Below are 17,673 nucleotides of genomic sequence, written 5' to 3'. Positions count from 1 at the left end.
CCTTGTGGCCTCGTTCGGAATGACAACATGACTTGAAACCCGAGCGAAGCGAGGAATCCCGCCTCGGAATGACTTTTAGTGAAGATAGGCTGTCATTCTGGTTTGTCGGAATGACAAACAAAAAGAGCCGCCCAATTGGACGGCTCTTTGATTACAGATCGCGGAACTACTTGCCCTGAGGGCCTTCGTCCCCGGTCATCTCGTTGCCGACGTAGATCGCGTTGCGCATCTGGTCGGTCAGGTCGCCAACGGCGTTGGGGCTATAGGGGATCAGCACCACCTTGCTGCCCGCGTGAGCGCCGATGTCCTTGAGCATGTCGAAGTGCTGGGTAACCATCAGCAGGTCCATTACCGTCTGCGGCGAGACGCTGGGAATCTCCTTCTGGAAGTCGCCAACGGCGCTGCTCAGACCTTGAGCGATCTCCTTACGCTGGTTAGCGATACCCACACCCTGCAGACGCTTGCTTTCGGCTTCACCTTCAGCTGCTTTGACCGTCAGGATGTATTCGGCCTCAGCCTTTTGGGCGGCGGCCAGGCGCAGGCGCTCCTGGGTGTTGATCTCGTTCATGGCCTGCTTCACCTTGGCATCCGGGTCGATATCGGTGATCAGGGTCTGGCGAATGTCGTAGCCAAAGTCTTCCATGGCGTCCGACAGTTCGGTGCGCACGGCAGTGGCGATGTCTTCTTTATTTTCGAAGACCTCATCGAGGGGCATCTTGGGCACATTGGCGCGCACCACGTCAAAGACAAAGGAGCGGATCTGGGTGTGCGGATCCTGCAGACGGTAGAAGGCGTCAAAAACCTTATCCTCGCGGATCAGGTACTGGACGGAAACCGTCATGCGTACGAAGACGTTGTCCTTGGTCTTGGTTTCGATCTCTACATCCAGCTGTTGAAGACGCAGGTTCACGCGGCCGGCGATCTGCTCGATCAGCGGGATCTTGAAGTTAAGACCGGCCCGGTAGATACGCGTAAACTTACCGAAGCGCTGCACAATGACGGCGGTTTGCTGCTGCACCGTGAAGATGGTGCTGGGAACAAGGATCAGCAGTACGACGAGCCAGAATGCGTACGTGCCAATTGTGGAAAAGAAATCCATTGGGTCCTCCTGGTATAGTCAGCGGAGGCGCCGCTGCGACTCAGCAAGGCTGCTGATTAGTATAGGGTAATGCATTATTCATATAAATTGTGTAAGAACGAAAATAAAAATGCGGCTTGCGCCGCATTTTTGCTACTTGCTGTTGTGAGCTGGCACCGGTACCAGCAGTGAACTAACCGGCAGCTCCCCAAGGTGGCCTAGATCATTGAAGGCGAAGAGCCGCCACTGGTGATTATGGGTATCGTAGGTCAGACGGGCAAAACCAGTATTCTGGAAATGGAAGCGCGGGCCCTGGAAATTGGCGTGCGGGTTGATGCCCAGAATGGCATACATGAGCATGCCCAGGAAGCCGCGATGCGAAACCACCAGGTACTTGCCGCGCGGCTGGCTGAGTAGATGGTGCAGCATCTGGCCGGCCCGCAGAAAGAGCTGCCATTGCCCCTCGCCCGTGTTGCCGTATGGTTCATATGGAGTGAGGAAGGGCGGCGGCGGCACTTGCTGGCTGGCAATGTCGTGGGTGAGGCCGGTCAGCTCGCCCAGGTGGCGCTCGGCCAGCATGGGCTCAAGCTCCAGGGGCGCGCCCAGCGCTTCGTTCACGATCTCGGCGGTCTGGCGGGCGCGCTGCAAAGGGCTGGAGAAGATACGCGTGAACTGCACGTTCTCGGAACGCCAGCGCTCGCCGAGCGCGGCGGCCTGCTGGCGGCCGAGTTCAGTCAGCGGAAACTCGGCCTGACCCTGGTGCTTCTTGTCTAGATTGCCCTGCGATTCGGCATGCCGCAACAAAATAAATTCATACATAGCGCAACCTCTATTTGCGTAGCGGTTTCGCTTCTTAGTTTCGCTCGGTTATCGTTTGGGGCGATCCATTAAGCGATAGACGAACTTCAATGCGGACCAGGTTTCATCCACAGCGATCACCTTGACATCCACCAACCCATTATCGAGGCCAATCTGGCGCACGAGGTTCTCATCAAGATCGCTTTTAACCTGGGATGCCTTTTTAGGCCAGGAAATCCACAAGCTGCCGTCAAAGCGTAAAGCCACTTTTAATTCGGCAAATTTTATCTGGAGTTGGCTGAAATGCAAGGCAAAAAAGTGAACAAAATCCAGACTCTGCGGCTTGCCCAAGCGGGCACCAATCGTGATATCCGCGGGCAGTTGACCCAATGATGCAAGAAAGCCTGGCGGCGCGCCAATGATACACGCGCGCTGCCCGGCTTTCAGGCCAAGCTTTTTGATCAGCGGTGTGCCTGAGTACCCAGCCATTACTACTTGAGAAAGCGCTGCGACCAAGCGGCCAGCGCTGCGCCTGCAAACGGGCCAACGATATAGATCCATAGCGAAGCCAGGTTACCGGTGAACAGCGCCGGACCAAAGCTGCGGGCCGGGTTGAGCGAGGCGCCTGTTAGCGGCCCGCCCATCAGAATGAGCGCGGCCAGCGTGAGACCGATGGCGACGCCGGCGAACGGAGTGCCGTCCTTCTGCACTGCCGTGCGCAGCACGACACTGGCGAGCAGGAAGGTCAGCACCGCTTCCACCACGAGGGCCTGCACGACGGTCACGCCGCCGGCCGGCAGCGTGGCGCCCAGGCCGCTGCTGGCGCCGCCGAGGGCGACGTACAGCAGGCCGGCGCCCAGCGCGCCGCCCAGCATCTGGGCCAGCCAGTAGCGGACGGCCTGCGCCCACTTGAGCTTGCCAGCCAGGGTGACGGCCAGGGTGACGGCCGGGTTGATGTGCGTACCCGATACACTGCCATAGGTGTAGGCGAGGCCCACCAGCACGAGACCGTGCGCCAAGGCCACGCCCACCAGGCCGCCAATACCAAGCGCACCCGCGCCGGCGCCGACAAAGATAAGTGCAGCGGTGCCAATGAATTCAGCGAGCCAAACTCTTGTTTTCATACTCTCTCCTTTGTACTCAGTTCGTTGTTGCTTTCAGGAACTTATTCTAGTCTGCCTGAGCCAGTTGAATAAATTTCAAGCTTGTGATATTATATCAATACATTTTGATACAAAAAGGATTGATATATGCGAGCCGCCACATATGCCCCACAATTGTTTAGCCTGCTGGGAAATGACATGCGATGGAAGCTCGTCTCTGCGCTGGTGCGAGGCGATTTCAGCGTCAACGAATTGCAGCAACGGGTGCACGGAAAACAAAACCTTGTGTCGTACCACTTGGGCAAACTCAAGAAGGCCAAGCTGGTAAAGGAAACGGCCAGCATTGCGGACGGCCGCGAGACGTATTACAGCCTCAACATGGCAACCCTGCAGCGCCTGTTCTTCTCCAGCGGCGGAAGCCTGCACCCGGCCCTGACGCCCAACCCGGAGGATGCTGCCGCCGAGCGCAACGAGGGACTGCGCGTCTTGTTCCTATGTACGCACAACAGCGCCCGCTCGCAAATGGCCGAAGGCCTGTTGCGCGCGAAGGGCGGCAGCCATATTGAGGTGTTCAGCGCGGGGACAGAACCCTCAGACGTGCACCCGTTGGCGATTGAAGCGATGGATGGGCTGGGTATCGACATCCGCAGCCAGCAATCCAAATCCATGAATGGCTTTTTAGGCGAGCACTTTGATTACGTAATCACAGTATGCGACCGCGCAAAAGACAGTTGCCCGATCTTTCCGGGAGCGCCGGAACAGATACACTGGAGTTTCCCCGACCCCAGTGCAGTGCAGGGAACCAAAGCAAATCAACTAAAGGCATTTGAAGATGTTGCACAAGGGTTGATGCAACGCATCAACTACTTTCTGATGATGGTGAACCGCTAGGCAGAAGCCCAATCGCGTGCGCCTTGCAGAAATTCCCGCCCGGTCATGGGCCTTTTGCCGGCGGGCTGCACTTGCTCTAACACCAACGTCCCCTGCGAGGTCACGATTGCAGGCAGGCCATTCACAATCATACGGCGGCCAGCCGCGCCGTTGCCCGATGCAGCTTCCGCGCGCAACACGCGCAACGGGCCGCCCTTCCAGGGCAGGCTGGCGACAGGCCAGGGGTTGTAGGCGCGCACCTTGCGTGCAAGCAACGCGGCTGGTTCATTGAAATCAAGCAGGCCGGCGCTCTTCTCCAGCAGAGGGGCCAGGGTCACGCCCTCTTCTGGCTGGGGCTTGGGCTGCAGGCTGCCATCAAGGTAGCCTGGCAGCGTTTCCACCAGCAGGTCGGCGCCCAGCACACTGAGCTTGTCGCTCAGGCTGGCGGCGGTGTCATCCGGCTGGATGGGGATGCTGCGCCGGCTGAGCATGGGGCCGGTATCCATGCCTGGGTCCATGCGCATGATGGTGACGCCGGCTTCGGCGTCACCATGCAGGATGGCGGCCACGATGGGTGAAGCGCCACGCCAGCGCGGCAGGAGCGAGGCGTGCACGTTGACGCAGCCGTGCGGCGGCAGATCCAGCACAGCCGGGCGCAGGATCTGGCCATAGGCAGCCACCACAATGAGATCAGGCGCCCAGGCCTGCAACTGCTGCATGGCGGCCTTTTCGCGCAGGCGTTCGGGTTGGATGACGGGGATATTGAGCTTCTGGGCCAGGGTCTTGACCGGCGGCGGGGTCAGCTGGCGGCCGCGGCCGGCCGGACGATCAGGCTGGGTCACGACGCCGACCAGTTGGGCAGTGGGCCAGGCCGCCAGGGCTTGCAAGCTGGGCAGGGCAAACTCCGGCGAGCCCATGAATACGATGCGGAGCGGGGGGTTTTGCATCTCGGTGGCATTTTAGCATGCAGGCGCATGCGTGCTTTTAGTAACTAATTGACAACTAGTACGTTATGGCTCTTGTGTTGCTCGCTGGACAGCACTACAATGCATCCTAGATTTGCAATCATCTAAAGGAGATTTCACATGGCTCAAGGTACTGTAACGGATAACGACAAGCTGTTGGCTTTACTGGCCTATGTATTTAGCCCACTGGTGCCCATCATCCTGTTGCTGATGGAGGACAAGAAGAACCGTCCATTCATCAAGCAGCACAACGCGCAGGCGCTGGTATGGGGCGTGCTGAGCATTGTGCTCGGATATGGCCTTGGCTCCATCATGTGCGGCCTGCCTGGCCTGGTTATGTGGGTAGTTGCCATTTACTGGGGTATCCAGGCATACAATGGCAAGGATGTGGTTATCCCGGTCATCACTGATTTCGTGAAGAACCAGGGCTGGGCCTAACCCCGCAAGCTGTATAAGAAAAAACGCCCGTGCAGAATTGCACGGGCGTTTTTGTTAGAATGCAAGGTATGCCAAGCAAAAAGAAAGCTCTCCCTGAGAAACCCAGCAACGTCAACGCGATTGGCGTAATGAACCTGGTCAGCGGCGCCATCAACATTCTGGTGGGCGGCGGCCTCACCATCAGTATCGTGCTCGGCACGCTGTTCCTCGGCGTGGTGTGCCTACCGCTTACGATTGCGCCCGCGGTGCTGGGCGTGTTCGAGGTGCTGTACGGCGTGAAGCTGATGGCCAACCCGCCCCAGCCGGTCAAACCCTCCAAGGCGATCGCCATCGCCCAGATCATTACCTTCCTCTACCTGAACGTGGTCTCGGGCGTCATCGGCATTCTGTCGCTGACGATGTACACCGACCCTGAGGTGGAAGCCTACTTTGAGGCGCTGAACGGCTAGTTAGCCCGGTCTGTCATTCTGGAACTAGGGGCGAAGCATGCTTGGTCCCACACGACATGCAGGTCAAAACCTGCCCTGCACCGCTTGACGGACTGCCCCGCCCCTTTTAGAATCATCAAAAAACGAGTACCGGGAAGACGCCTTCTTTAGTGAAGGGACCGAAGGTGCAATTGTGTCGCACACCACGGCACAAGAAACTCTCAGGTAAAAAGGACCCTGCGCTCGCATACTCCTCTGGAAATTCAGGCTACCAACACCGGCTAAAGCCGGTGCAGATACCTGAAACCGACGGTGCAAGTTGCGGCGAAACCCATGCCGCGATGAAACTCTCAGGTCCCCAACAGAGGCGCACACGTTTATTTCGTGTGCGCCTTTTCGTTAATACGAGTGTCACGAGGAGATAACGATGAAATATCCGAGCGATGTGAAGTACACCAAGAACGACGAATGGGTCCGCGTGGAGGGCGACAGCGCCGTTGTGGGCATCAGCGATTACGCCCAGGACCAGCTTTCTGATATTGTGTACGTTGACTTCAGCGCGGCGCCCGGCGCAAACGTGGCGCAGGGCGCCACGTTTGCCAGCGTGGAGTCCGTGAAGGCCGCGGCAGACATCTACATGCCGGTGGACGGCGAAGTGATCGAGGTCAACAGCGGCCTGGCGCAAAAGCCCGAGGCGATCAACAGCGACCCGTATGGCGAAGCCTGGCTGGCCAAGATCAAGCTGACCAACCCGGCCCAGCTTGATGCGTTGCTGGATGCGGCGGCCTATGAAGCCTACTGCAAGGAGCGTTCGGCGTGACCTTCGTCCCGCACACGGACAGCGACCGCCAGCAAATGCTGGAGGCGATCGGCGTCAAGAGCATTGCCGATCTCTTCGCCGCGGTTCCGCAAAAGTTCCGTTTCCCGAAACTCAACCTGCCCGCCCCGCTCACTGAGATGGAAGCGCTGGGCGAGCTCAAAGGCATCGCGGATGCCAATGAGAGCGCGGATGACCTGGTGAGCTTCCTGGGCGCGGGCGCGTACCATCACTACATCCCCGCCGGCGTCGACAGCATCTTGCGCCGCGGCGAGTACTACACGGCCTACACGCCGTACCAGCCGGAGATCTCGCAGGGCACGCTGCAGGCCATCTTCGAATATCAGAGCCTGATCGTTGCGCTGACCGGCATGGAAGTCAGTAACGCCTCGCACTACGATGGGGCTACCGCGCTGGCCGAAGCGGTCAACATGAGCCGCGCCATCCACCGCGGGGCGCGCAACAAGATCATCCTCTCGCCCGGCATCCACCCGCAGTACCGCGCCGTAGTGCACACCTACGAGGACGGCGGCGACCTGCAGTTCGTGGGAGAAGACCTGGACCTGAGCGCCGGCCCCGACGCGCTCATCGACATGATCGATGAGCAGACCGGGCTGGTGTGCGTGGCCTATCCCGATTTCTTTGGCCGGGTATACGATTACACCAAGCTGGCCGAGGCCGCTCACGCCAAGGGCGCCCTACTGGCGGTCTCCGTGAACCCCACCGCGCTCGGGCTGCTTAAACCGCCCGGCGAGATGGGCGCGGACATCGTCACCGGCGAGGGCCAGCCGCTGGGTATCCCGCTCTCGTTCGGCGGGCCGTACCTCGGCATCCTCACCACCCGCAACCAATACGTGCGCCAGATCGCCGGCCGCCTGGTGGGCGAAACGGTAGACAGCCGCGGCCAACGCGGCTTCGTACTGACGCTGAGCACCCGCGAGCAGCACATCAAGCGCGAGAAGGCCAGCTCCAACATCTGCACCAACCAAGGGCTGATGATGCTGGCGGCCACGACCTACATGAGCCTGCTGGGCAAGAGCGGCCTGCGCCAAGTGGCCGAGAGCTGCTATCACAAAGCGCACTATGCCGCGGCCGAGATCAGCAAGCTCAAGGGCTTTGGCCTCAAGTTCAAGGATGCGTTCTTCCATGAGTTCGTGACGCAGAGCCCCATCCCAGCTGCCGAGCTCAACCTGCGCCTGCTGGAGCGCGGCATCATCGGCGGCTACGACCTGGGCAACGATTACCCGGCCCTGGCGGACTGCAGCCTGCTGGCCGTAACTGAGCTGAACAGCAAGGAAGAAATCGACTACCTTGTACAAACCCTGGCGGAGGTGGCGCATGTCTGAGCCATTAATCTACGACCTGGGCGCGCCCGGCCGCACCGGCGTGCAGATGCCTGTTCCGGATGTCCCTTTAGCGGACTTGCCGAGTGGCCTTGTACGTGGTGACCTCCCTCTTCCGGAACTAGGCGAGCTGGAGGCGCTGCGCCACTTTACGCGCCTCTCGCAGCTCAATCACAGCATCCTCACCGGCTTCTATCCGCTGGGCTCGTGCACGATGAAGTACAACCCCATCATCAACGAGGAAACCGCGCGCCTGGGCGGCTTTGCGCACGCCCACCCGCTGCAACCGGCCGAGATGATGCAGGGCAGCCTGGCCATCATGTATCACCTGCAGGAATGGCTGAAGGAGATCGGCGGCTTTGCCGCCGCATCCCTGCAGCCGGCCGCCGGCGCCCAAGGCGAACTGGCCGGCGTGCTGATGATCCGCGCCTACCATGCCAGCCGCGGCGACACAAAGCGCAACAAGGTGCTGATCCCTGACTCGGCGCACGGCACCAACCCCGCCACCAGCGCCATGTCCGGCTACCGCGTGGTCGAGATCCCATCGGACGCGCGCGGCAACATTGACCTCGCCGCCCTCAAAGCGGAATGCGATGACACGCTGGCGGCGCTGATGCTGACCAATCCCAACACCCTGGGCCTGTTCGAAGAACAGGTGAAGGAGGCCATCGAGGCGGTGCACGCCGCCGGCGGCCTGGTGTACGGCGACGGCGCCAACATGAACGCCTTGCTGGGCATTGCCCGCCCGGGCGATCTGGGCGTGGATGTGCTGCACTACAACCTGCACAAGACCTTCACTACGCCACACGGCGGCGGCGGGCCTGGCTCCGGCCCGGTAGGCGTAGCCGCCCACCTGGCTGACTTTCTGCCCGGCCCCATCGTGGGCATTGAGGAAGAGGGCACGGAGGAAATTGGCCCGGTCTACGGCTGGCACCAGCCGCCCAAGAGCATCGGCCGCCTGAAGGCGTTCCACGGCCAGTTTGGCATGCATGTACGCGCCTTCACTTACATCTTGATGCAAGGCGCCGAAGGCCTGCGCTCGGTGGCCGAGCACGCCGTGCTCAACGGCAACTACCTGCGGGTCAAGCTGCAGGGCGCCTACAAAGTGCCTTACGACCGCGTATGCATGCATGAGGTGGTGCTGGAGGGCCGCTGGGCCGACGCGTCGGATGTGCACGCGCTGGACATTGCCAAACGCCTGATGGACTTTGGCTTTCACCCGCCCACCAACTACTTCCCGCTGATCGTGCGCGAAGCGCTGATGATCGAGCCCACCGAGACGGAGAGCAAGGAAGTGCTGGACGCGTTTGTGGACGCCATGCTCAAGATCGCTGAGGAAGCCCACACCACGCCCGAGGTGCTGCAGCAGGCGCCGCACACGACGAAGTACGGCCGCATGGACGAGGTCAAAGCGGCGCGGCAGTTGGTGTTGTGTTGTGAGATTCCGCGGGAGGCTTAACCCCAGCCTGGGGATTGTGCAATCTTCGATTACTTCGTGCGCATGCAAGCCTGCGCCTCGCAATGACGAAGAACAAAAAGAGCGCACCTATGGTGCGTTCTTTTTTGTATACTGCTCGCATGGCCCACCCACTGGTTGAACAACTGCGTTTTACCCGCAAAGAGTTCCAGCGCGGGCTCAAGAACCTCTCCGAGGCGGACGGCCAGAAGCGTTTTGGCCGCATGAACAGCATCAGTTGGATCATTGCCCATATGGCCTGGCAGGAACAGCTGTACTGGCTTACCCGAGCACAAGGCTTGATGCCAGTGCCCGAGGTGCGTGACCAGGCCAACGGCGCACCGGCCAGCACACCTACGCTGGCCTACGCCTGGAAGGCCTGGAAGACGATCACCACCGCCAGCAATGCGTGGCTGGATACGCTTACCAGCAAACAGCTCACCAAGCATTTCACACAGGAGGACGGCACGCCCTACCGCGAGAGCACCGGGTCTTACCTGTTACGCGTGCGCCACCATTACTGGTATCACCTGGGTGAGAGTCAGGCCATTCGCCAGATGCTGGGACATACCGGCTTAGCGACTTATGTGGGCGACCAGCACGGCAAGGCCCCCTACGCCACCGAAAACTAATTTCCCTCTAAAACTAGTGCCGCTATACTATGTGCCTCAAGAAGAGGTGTTATGAAAAAAGCCCTTGCATTAACTCTGATAACTATCCTGCTGGCTGCCTGCGCCCCGGCGCCCAGCACCGATGACACGGCGGTGCAAACCGCCGTGGCCGCCCTACTGACCCAGCAAGCCCCTGCCCCGGCCGACGCCACCCAGGCGCCGGCCGAAGAAGCCCCGGTGGACACGGGCAACCAGGGTCCGCTGCTGCCGACGGCAGCAAGCATCCCCGGCCTGCCGGCTGAGGCCAGCTGCGTGCCGCTGGGCACCGACCGCTCGGTAGGCACGGTTGTCGAGGTCTACACCGGCGACAGCATTGTGGTGCGGGTTGATGGCGTCGATTACGGCGTTCGCTACATCGGCATTGATGACGGCGACAGCCCCCAATCTACCGAAGCCAACCGCGCCCTGGTTGAGAACCAGCAGGTTGTGCTGGTTGCCGATGAAGGCGACACTGACGAATATGGCCGCTATTTACGCTATGTGATAGTGGGCGAGACCTTTGTCAATCTGCGCCTGCTGCAGCAAGGCAATGCATGGGCTTCTCCCGAAGCCCCCAATTCCGCTTGCGAGCGCTTGTTCAACTCCGTTCCGTAAGCTGACACCAAGCTCAAAAAAAGAGGCGCACAATGTGCGCCTCTTTTTTGTCTTGCCTTCAGGTTAGCGGGTGAAGACCAACGTGTGGCCGCTGCCAGTCAGGGTCAGCGTGTTGCCAGAGATCTGCCATTCGCCCACCATGGTGAGCGCCTGCAAGTAGGCGGCTTCGTTCTGCATGACCTGGTCAGGCTCGCAATACATCAGGGTGGAGACGGGCTGTTCAAAACTGACGGAATTGCCGGATACGGTGTAGCCGGCGCCGTATTGGTTACAACCGCCGCTGCCACCGGCGCGGCCATCCTCGCCAAATTGCAAGGTAATGTCGTTGCCGCCGGCGGCGCTGCCCACCTGGCTGTTGCCATCCAGGCTGGTCAGGACCCAAGCGCCGCCACCCAGTGCTGGGGATTGGGGTGTGGCGGCGCATGCAGACAGCAAGATCGCGCCCAGCATGGCCATAATAAGAATCGTTTTCATAGTTACCTCCTGTCACTCCCAGTAACGCCCGGGATGGGCAAATTGTTCCTTGACGTTTACCCACACCCCGTTACACTTATCCGCTTTTTACAAACAGGGCGTTGGACCGATGTGGGAGCTGCAAATCCAGCATCTCACTCTACACAATATTTAAGCCCCACATTCGTCTTCCAAGGAAGATGAGCAAGGGAGCGATCCAAACCCTGTGCTCTTACCGGTAGCAATAGAAAGGAAAACCAGTGCAAGCAACCCAAACCCAGGGTCGGGAGCGTTCCAAGCGTGCGGCTGGCGCGGCCAATCGCCCCCGACTGCCCAAAGGCGTGTTTCCACGCGCCGTGCGCTATCTGTTCCGTTACAAGTGGGAAGCCGCCCTGCCCTACATCTTCCTGCTCGTGGCCACGCTGGCCCAGCTGGCCGTGCCGCGCCTGATCCGCAACATGATCGATGCCGTCACCCAAGGCGTCATCGCCACCCAGGTGCTGGATGGTTTGCAAAACATCCCGGCTGCATTCGTGGGTCAGGCTTTGCCGCGCATTCTGGAGTTCCTGAATTACGCGCCAAGCACCACGCAGGAGCAACTGGTCATGCAACTCACCGCGGATCAGACAGCCGCGCCCGAGCTGCTGGTGCGCGCCGGCATTTTCATCGTGGTGTTCGCCGTGCTGCGCGGCCTGTTCGCGTTCTTGCAGTCCTACTGGGCAGAGCGCAACTCGCAGAGTGTGTCCTTTGACATGCGCAACGAGCTTTACGCCAAGATCCAGCGCCTGTCGTTCTCGTATCATGACCGCAACCAAACCGGCCAACTGATGATCCGTGCTACGGACGATGTGGAAAAGGTGCGCCTGTTCCTTGGGCAAGGTCTGGTGCAGCTGGTCAGCGCGGTGGTGCTGCTGAGCGCCACGCTGATTATTCTGTTCACCACCAATGTGCAGCTGGCCCTGGTAACCCTATGGATCCTGCCGGTGGCGCTGGCGCTGTTCTTCATCTTTGGCAGCATCAGCCAGCCGCTGTTCATGAAACTGCAGATGCGCCTGGCCGCGCTCAACACCATCCTGCAAGAGAATTTGGCGGGCATCAAAGTGGTCAAGGCGTTCACGCGTGAGCAAAACGAGCAGCGCAAGTTTGACGAATCGGTCAACACGCTGATGAACGAGCAGATCCGCATTGCGCGCATCTTCACCTTCCTGTTCCCGCTCATCTTTCTGGTGGCGAACCTCGGCCAGGCGACAACCCTCAACGCGGGCGGCCAGCAGATCATTGCCGGCACGCTCAGCCTGGGCGAGTGGCAGGAGTTCAGCCTGTATCTCATCTATCTGTTCATTCCATTGGCCCAGTTCGGCTTCATCATCAGCCAGTTCGGCCAGGCCATGGCTTCGGCCGGGCGCATCTTTGAGATCCTGGACGCCAAGTCAGACGTGACCGATAAACCCGGCGCGCCGGCCCTGCCAGCGGTCAAAGGCCAGGTGCGCTTTGAAGATGTCACCTTCCGCTATTTCGGCGGGGGCGACCCGGTGCTGGATAATGTGAGCTTCACTGCTGAACCCGGGCAAACGGTGGCCCTGCTGGGCGCCACAGGCTCCGGCAAGACCACCATCATCAATCTGATCCCGCGCTTCTATGACCCCTCCGAAGGCCGCGTCACTGTGGATGGCCACGACCTGCGCGATGTGACCCTTGAGTCTCTACGCAGTCAGATCGGCATTGTGCTGCAGGAGACTACGTTGTTCAGCGGCAACATTCGCGACAACATCGCCTTCGGCAAGCCCGAGGCCACCCAGGCGGAAGTGGAAGCCGCTGCCAAGGCGGCCGCGGCGCATGACTTCATCATGACCTTCTCGCAGGGTTACGACACGCCAGTGGGCGAGCGCGGCACCACGCTGAGCGGCGGGCAAAAGCAGCGCATCGCCATTGCGCGTGCTTTGCTGCTCAACCCGCGCATCCTGATCCTGGATGACTCGACCTCCAGCGTGGACTTGCAGACCGAGAGCCAGATCCAGGCCGCGCTGGACCAGCTGATGCAGGGGCGCACCTCGTTCGTGATCGCCCAACGCATCAGTACGGTGATCAACGCGAACCAGATCCTGGTGCTGGACAAAGGCAAGATCATCGCCAGCGGCAAACATGCCCAACTGCTGGAAGAGAGCGAGATCTATGCCGATATTTACAACTCGCAGCTGGTAGGCGATGGGGCTGGCGACACTCGCCCCGAGGATGCAGCCTAGGCTGCAGGAGAGCTATGTTCAATACCCGCGCATTACTTGACCAGGAAGCCCTGAAACCCAAACGGACCAGTGAGACGCTGGGCCGCCTGGCGGTTTACTTCAAACCCTTCTGGTATGCCCTGTTGCTGGCGGGCATCTTTGTCATCATTTCCACCTGGGCCTCAGTCACCACGCCGGAGCTCACTGGCCAGATCGTCGACTGTTACCTGACCCCGGCCGCGGCCGCCAGCTTCGGCGGCGAGGCCTCGCCGCTGGCAGGCGAGGCCAGCGAGGCAGCCGAGAGTAACTGCTGGCTGGCCAGCGGCGTGGAGCCAAGCACGACCACCCAGCGCATCATCAAAGGCGCGTTTGCGCTGGCTAACTTCAACTTGCCAAGCGACCCGGCTAGCCTGACCAACGCAGAGCGCGTGGTCGGCCTGGGCCAGCTGATCGCGATATTGATCGTGCTGTTCATCATCGCTTCCTTCCTGACCGGCTTGACCTTCTTCTCAATGAGCTGGGCAGGCCAACACGTGCTGCGGGATGTGCGCGCCCAGTTGTTCCGCCATATGCATAGCCTGCCGGTCGGTTACTACGCCGAGAACGAGGTGGGCGACCTGATGAGCCGCATCACCAACGACAGCGACACCATCCAGCAGGCGATGAGCTTCGCCCTGGTGAATGTCATCAGCGGCGCATTGCTGCTGGGCTGGACTGCCTACAACATGCTGAGCAAAAATGTGCAATTCGCTCTGCTGAGCATGGCCATCGCTCCGCTGATGGCGATCGCCACCTGGTGGTTCTCAGAGCAGGCGCGCAAAGCCTTCCGCAAGACGCGGGTGGAGATGGGCTCGGTCAACGCCAATTTGCAAGAGAGCATCTCGGCAGTGCGCGAGTCCCAAGCCTTCAACCGCGCCGAGGAGAACATCGAACACTTCCGCGCTACCAACGCCGCCAACCGTGACGCCAATGTGCGCGCGGTAGCCTTCACCTCGGCGCTGGCCCCGGTGCTGGAGGCGCTGAGCTACCTGGCGCTGGCCATCGTCACCGTGGCCGGCGGCCTGGCGCTGCTCAACGGCTCTTCGCTGGGCGGCACGGCCGTTTCCATCGGTCTGGTGATCACCTTCCTGGGCTATGTGCAGCGCTTCAACCAGCCCATCCAGCAGATCGCCGTGCTGTGGGGCAACATCCAGAGCGCGGTGGCCGGCGCCGAGCGCATCTTTGGCCTACTGGATGTGGAGCCGAACATTCAAGACAAGCCCGGCGCCAAGGTGATGGGCGCGATCGAAGGCAAAGTGGAGCTGGACAATGTGAGCGCGGAGTACAAGCCCGGCGAGCCGGTGCTACGCAACGTGAACTTCTATGCCAACCCGGGCCAGACCGTGGCCATCGTCGGCCCCACCGGCGCTGGCAAGACCACGATCATCAATTTGATCCCGCGCTTCTATGATGTCACCGGCGGCTCGGTCAGGATCGACGGCACCGATGTGCGTGACGTCACGCAGCAATCGCTGCGCCAGCAGATCGGCATTGTGCTGCAAGACACCTTCTTGTTCAGCACCACAGTGATGGAGAACATCCGCTTTGGCCGCCCGCAAGCCACCGATGACGAAGTGATGGCGGCCGCCAGGCTGGCGCATGCCGACAGTTTCATCGAGCGCCTGCCGGAAAAGTACAACACCGTGCTGGGCGAGCGCGGCTCTGGCTTGAGCCAGGGCCAGCGCCAGCTGCTGGCGATCGCGCGTGCGGCCCTGGCCGACCCGCGCATCCTCATCCTGGACGAAGCGACCAGCAGCGTGGACACGCGCACCGAGCGCCTGATCCAGAGCGCGCTGGAGAAGCTGCTGGCTGGGCGCACGAGCTTTGTGATTGCTCACCGCCTCAGCACCATCCGCAACGCGGATGTGATCCTGGTGCTCAAAGCTGGCGAGATCATCGAGCGCGGCAAGCACGCTGAATTGCTGGAGAAGAAGGGCTTTTACTACGACTTGTATATGAGTCAGTTCAAGAAGCAAGAAGAAATGGCAAACCAATAACGCAGCGCATGCATTTAGAACAAAACGGACCAGTGCTACTGGTCCGTTTTGTTTTCTATGGTCACAACCGTATAGGCTCGGCTGACCGCGCCATCCTCATCCCAGACTTGTAACTGGATCACCCACAGGCCGCTCAGGCCACGCGTATCCCATTGGGCGCGCGGCTGCATGCTGCCGCCGCTGGCCAGTTGCAGCCAGCGGCGCGGGTAGAGGCCCTGCCCCACTTGCAGATCCCAGCCAGCTGCTTGCGCATCTGCCTGGCCGCGCACCAGCACCGTCTCGCTCACCGCGCTGAAGCGCTCCGGCTGCAGCAGGCTCGCTGCGCCGCCTGCCGGGTATGCGGGCACGCTGTCAAAATCCTCCGGCGGCAGCGGCACGTCGGCCGCCAGGGCGGCTGCCTGCTGCGCGGTGGGCACGCGCATAAACAAAGCCTCGTGCACGAATTCGGCGGGCGTGAAGACGGTCGCCAGGCGGCCGTTGAGCGAATTCACTGCGAGGCGTTCATATAGCGTGTCTGCAAAGCGCGGCTCGGTGCCGATGACGAAGTATTCGCGGCGCGTCTGCGGGCAGTCCTCATCCGGCAATTGGCCGGAGGGCACACACACCATCACCGAGCTCAAGCCGCCGGGCGCCTGCCAATCGCGGATGGGCAGGTTGGCGTGAGCGGCGGCGAACAGGGCGGGCCAGTCGGCCGCTTCAAGGCTCAGCACCACACGCTGCGGCGAATAGCCCAACTGCCAGTCGCCCGCATCTTCGGGCGCCAATGCGGCCGGGCGGCCCAGGGCCAGCATGCGCTGGCGCGTTTGTGCTGGGCGCACGCTGACATCGCTCAGGGTATTGCTCACCAGAAAGGCCAGCTCTGCGCTGGCCAGCGCTTCGTATTGCGGCTGGCTCCAATCCAGAACCACGCCGCCCATCTCATCGGTGGCGAACAGCAGGCTGGCTGGCTGAAGCCGGCCGCCCAGCCACTGGCCGCTCAGCTGGCCGCTGCTCAGGCTGGCATACGCCGCGGCCAGCTCCAGCGGGCTGGCCGCGGCCGCACTCAGGATCTGCTCGGCGGCCTGCGGCGCGCTGAGTGTGCTGCGAAACGCGTCCAGGCCGGCGGCGGCCAGCACGCCGGCCGTGTGGAGCGGGCCGGTTTGCTGCAAGGCGGCCTCCGCCGGCTGCGCCAGCCCGTTCACCAGGGCGGTGCGCATGCTCAGCGGGCCGCGCAACCCGGCGGGCGCTGCAGCGTCAAAATTCCAGGTCAGGCTGGCGGGGGCATTGCCCGCCGCGAACGAATCCAGGTATACAAACGGGAGCAACACATTCCCAGCGACCTGCCCTGCTTGCGCATCGCCCGCCAGCGCCAGCACGCGGCCATTCAGTGCGTCCAGAGCCAGGGCGGCTTTGCCCTGGTCTGCAAAAGCAGCTTGCATATCCGCATCCTGGGTGGTGATCAGGGACAGGCCACCGCGGGCCAGGCGCGCCGCGCCCAACGCCTGCGTGGCCTGCTCCAGCGCCAGTTGCGCAAACGCGTCCAGCGCCAGCGGCACAGCATCCGGCGCGAATTGCAACGACTCCGACTGCGCGGCAGCAAGTTGCGCATCATCGATCATGCCCTGGCTGTGCATGCTCACCAGCACCAGATGCGCCAGCGGTTGGATCGCGGCGGGCGTGGCCAGCGCGTCCAGCTCAGGCGCGTTGGCTATCGCCGGCAGGGCGGCGGCCTGCGCCAGCGTAAGCTGGCTGGCCGGCACGTCAAAATAGAACTGCGCCGCGCTCTGCGCGCCAAAGGTCCAGTGTCCGAAATGCGTACTGTTCACGGCCCAGGCCAGCACCTGCTGCTGCCCGTAGCGGGCGGTCAGCTCGCTGGCCAGCACGCGTGCGCGCAGCGCTTTGCGCCAACCTTCCGGCTCGGCCGCCAGCAGCAAGTCGGCTGCCAGGCGCTCGGCCAGCGTATGTGGCTCAGGCTGGCCTTGCAGCCAGCCCGCCCCGCTGTGCTGCCAGAAGCGCGGGTCGCTGCTGGCGATGAGCGCTTGCTCTACAGAAGGCGCCTGGCCCAGCGCAATAAATTCGCGCGGCGCGGCGGTTGGCACAAGCTGCGCCAGCGTTTGCATGCCCGTACGGTCCTGCAAACGGGTGGGCTGCAGCAACAAGCCGCGCTTCGGGTCCATCAGCACGGGCAGCATGCCCGCGTCAGGCAGGTCATAGGTGAGATAGCGATAGGCCGGCAACGCCGCGGCCGCCAGCAAGGCGAGCAGCAGGCTGGCCGCCGCCAGCAGCCAGCCGGCGGCGCGCGACGCCACCGCGCTGGGACTGCGCCTAGCTGCCTGGCGGCGAGAGCGGCGGCGCTTGACCAGCTGTACAACCTGCAATATCAACGGGGGCTGTGACACGCCGCCGATTCTCGCATATTTGG

The 17,673-nt window shown here is 61.6% G+C and carries 16 protein-coding genes, 1 pseudogene and 1 riboswitch; of the genes and pseudogenes, 10 read left to right on the top strand and 7 right to left on the bottom strand.

Annotated elements, in window-relative coordinates:
* Positions 1-166: 166 nt before the first annotated feature.
* The 4 genes from KIT08_09025 to KIT08_09010 form a co-directional block, all read right to left on the bottom strand.
* Positions 167-1,099, bottom strand: a complete 933-nt coding sequence (locus tag KIT08_09025) for an SPFH domain-containing protein (GenBank protein UYN89228.1) — start codon at positions 1,097-1,099, stop codon at positions 167-169.
* A gap of 132 nt (positions 1,100-1,231) precedes the next feature.
* On the bottom strand, positions 1,232-1,897 hold the full coding sequence (locus KIT08_09020) for a histidine phosphatase family protein (GenBank protein ID UYN89227.1): 666 nt from the start codon (positions 1,895-1,897) through the stop codon (positions 1,232-1,234).
* A gap of 48 nt (positions 1,898-1,945) precedes the next feature.
* On the bottom strand, positions 1,946-2,365 hold the full coding sequence (locus tag KIT08_09015) for a hypothetical protein (GenBank protein UYN89226.1): 420 nt from the start codon (positions 2,363-2,365) through the stop codon (positions 1,946-1,948).
* A gap of 2 nt (positions 2,366-2,367) precedes the next feature.
* Positions 2,368-3,000: an aquaporin gene (locus KIT08_09010; protein ID UYN89225.1), complete on the bottom strand. Its 633-nt coding sequence runs from the start codon at positions 2,998-3,000 to the stop codon at positions 2,368-2,370.
* 177 nt (positions 3,001-3,177) lie between these two features.
* Between KIT08_09010 and KIT08_09005 the strand changes: the two genes are divergently transcribed.
* Entirely contained in the window at positions 3,178-3,870 is a 693-nt protein-coding gene (locus tag KIT08_09005) for a hypothetical protein (protein ID UYN89224.1), read from the top strand.
* Here KIT08_09005 and fmt read toward each other — a convergent pair.
* A complete protein-coding gene (fmt, locus tag KIT08_09000; protein ID UYN89223.1) occupies positions 3,867-4,796 on the bottom strand; it encodes a methionyl-tRNA formyltransferase in 930 nt (309 codons plus the stop codon). The genes KIT08_09005 and fmt overlap by 4 nt on opposite strands.
* Before the next feature lie 138 nt (positions 4,797-4,934).
* Between fmt and KIT08_08995 the strand changes: the two genes are divergently transcribed.
* The 7 genes from KIT08_08995 to KIT08_08965 all read left to right on the top strand — a co-directional run bounded on the left by KIT08_08995 (position 4,935) and on the right by KIT08_08965 (position 10,561).
* A complete protein-coding gene (locus KIT08_08995) occupies positions 4,935-5,252 on the top strand; it encodes a DUF4870 domain-containing protein (GenBank protein ID UYN89222.1) in 318 nt (105 codons plus the stop codon).
* Between the two features lie 68 nt (positions 5,253-5,320).
* A complete protein-coding gene (locus tag KIT08_08990) occupies positions 5,321-5,701 on the top strand; it encodes a hypothetical protein (protein ID UYN89221.1) in 381 nt (126 codons plus the stop codon).
* A gap of 121 nt (positions 5,702-5,822) precedes the next feature.
* Positions 5,823-5,928: riboswitch (glycine riboswitch) on the top strand.
* Positions 5,929-6,107: 179 nt separating this feature from the next.
* A complete protein-coding gene (gene gcvH / locus KIT08_08985; protein ID UYN89220.1) occupies positions 6,108-6,500 on the top strand; it encodes a glycine cleavage system protein GcvH in 393 nt (130 codons plus the stop codon).
* A gap of 35 nt (positions 6,501-6,535) precedes the next feature.
* Positions 6,536-7,843 (top strand): aminomethyl-transferring glycine dehydrogenase subunit GcvPA, encoded by a 1,308-nt coding sequence (gene gcvPA, locus KIT08_08980; protein ID UYN90804.1) that lies wholly within the window; start codon positions 6,536-6,538, stop codon positions 7,841-7,843.
* The gene (gene gcvPB, locus KIT08_08975; protein ID UYN89219.1) at positions 7,836-9,299 is read left to right on the top strand and encodes an aminomethyl-transferring glycine dehydrogenase subunit GcvPB; all 1,464 of its coding nucleotides are present in this window, start codon (positions 7,836-7,838) and stop codon (positions 9,297-9,299) included. Before gcvPA ends, gcvPB begins: the two co-directional genes overlap by 8 nt.
* Positions 9,300-9,418: 119 nt before the next feature.
* On the top strand, positions 9,419-9,928 hold the full coding sequence (locus tag KIT08_08970; GenBank protein ID UYN89218.1) for a DinB family protein: 510 nt from the start codon (positions 9,419-9,421) through the stop codon (positions 9,926-9,928).
* A gap of 51 nt (positions 9,929-9,979) precedes the next feature.
* Positions 9,980-10,561 carry a thermonuclease family protein gene (locus tag KIT08_08965; protein UYN89217.1) on the top strand — a complete coding sequence of 194 codons (582 nt, stop codon included), beginning with the start codon at positions 9,980-9,982 and terminating at the stop codon, positions 10,559-10,561.
* Between the two features lie 63 nt (positions 10,562-10,624).
* Here KIT08_08965 and KIT08_08960 read toward each other — a convergent pair whose 3' ends face one another.
* Positions 10,625-11,035 (bottom strand): META domain-containing protein, encoded by a 411-nt coding sequence (locus KIT08_08960; protein UYN89216.1) that lies wholly within the window; start codon positions 11,033-11,035, stop codon positions 10,625-10,627.
* Between the two features lie 386 nt (positions 11,036-11,421).
* Between KIT08_08960 and KIT08_08955 the strand changes: the two are divergent.
* Positions 11,422-13,257 (top strand): annotated as a pseudogene (locus tag KIT08_08955) (ABC transporter ATP-binding protein).
* Positions 13,258-13,271: 14 nt separating this feature from the next.
* The gene (locus tag KIT08_08950) at positions 13,272-15,272 is read left to right on the top strand and encodes an ABC transporter ATP-binding protein (protein UYN89215.1); all 2,001 of its coding nucleotides are present in this window, start codon (positions 13,272-13,274) and stop codon (positions 15,270-15,272) included.
* Positions 15,273-15,307: 35 nt separating this feature from the next.
* Here the strand turns inward: KIT08_08950 and KIT08_08945 are convergent, their stop codons facing one another.
* A complete protein-coding gene (locus KIT08_08945; protein ID UYN89214.1) occupies positions 15,308-17,650 on the bottom strand; it encodes a transglycosylase domain-containing protein in 2,343 nt (780 codons plus the stop codon).
* Positions 17,651-17,673: the final 23 nt, after the last annotated feature.

It is taken from the genome of Anaerolineales bacterium (assembly GCA_025808555.1).
Classification (GTDB): domain Bacteria; phylum Chloroflexota; class Anaerolineae; order Anaerolineales; family UBA11579; genus JAMCZK01.
This window is presented reverse-complemented; position numbering and strand designations above follow the sequence as displayed.

What these genes read in the sequence shown, in the direction of transcription:
- KIT08_08960 (UYN89216.1), bottom strand. Translation starts at nt 11,035, where the DNA reads ATGAAAACGATTCTTATTATGGCCATGCTGGGCGCGATCTTGCTGTCT.
- gcvPB (UYN89219.1), top strand. Translation starts at nt 7,836, where the DNA reads ATGTCTGAGCCATTAATCTACGACCTGGGCGCGCCCGGCCGCACCGGC.
- KIT08_09015 (UYN89226.1), bottom strand. Translation starts at nt 2,365, where the DNA reads ATGGCTGGGTACTCAGGCACACCGCTGATCAAAAAGCTTGGCCTGAAA.
- KIT08_09025 (UYN89228.1), bottom strand. Translation starts at nt 1,099, where the DNA reads ATGGATTTCTTTTCCACAATTGGCACGTACGCATTCTGGCTCGTCGTA.
- KIT08_08950 (UYN89215.1), top strand. Translation starts at nt 13,272, where the DNA reads ATGTTCAATACCCGCGCATTACTTGACCAGGAAGCCCTGAAACCCAAA.
- KIT08_08995 (UYN89222.1), top strand. Translation starts at nt 4,935, where the DNA reads ATGGCTCAAGGTACTGTAACGGATAACGACAAGCTGTTGGCTTTACTG.
- KIT08_09005 (UYN89224.1), top strand. Translation starts at nt 3,178, where the DNA reads ATGCGATGGAAGCTCGTCTCTGCGCTGGTGCGAGGCGATTTCAGCGTC.
- gcvH (UYN89220.1), top strand. Translation starts at nt 6,108, where the DNA reads ATGAAATATCCGAGCGATGTGAAGTACACCAAGAACGACGAATGGGTC.
- KIT08_08965 (UYN89217.1), top strand. Translation starts at nt 9,980, where the DNA reads ATGAAAAAAGCCCTTGCATTAACTCTGATAACTATCCTGCTGGCTGCC.
- KIT08_08990 (UYN89221.1), top strand. Translation starts at nt 5,321, where the DNA reads ATGCCAAGCAAAAAGAAAGCTCTCCCTGAGAAACCCAGCAACGTCAAC.
- KIT08_08970 (UYN89218.1), top strand. Translation starts at nt 9,419, where the DNA reads ATGGCCCACCCACTGGTTGAACAACTGCGTTTTACCCGCAAAGAGTTC.
- gcvPA (UYN90804.1), top strand. Translation starts at nt 6,536, where the DNA reads ATGCTGGAGGCGATCGGCGTCAAGAGCATTGCCGATCTCTTCGCCGCG.
- KIT08_09010 (UYN89225.1), bottom strand. Translation starts at nt 3,000, where the DNA reads ATGAAAACAAGAGTTTGGCTCGCTGAATTCATTGGCACCGCTGCACTT.
- fmt (UYN89223.1), bottom strand. Translation starts at nt 4,796, where the DNA reads ATGCAAAACCCCCCGCTCCGCATCGTATTCATGGGCTCGCCGGAGTTT.
- KIT08_09020 (UYN89227.1), bottom strand. Translation starts at nt 1,897, where the DNA reads ATGTATGAATTTATTTTGTTGCGGCATGCCGAATCGCAGGGCAATCTA.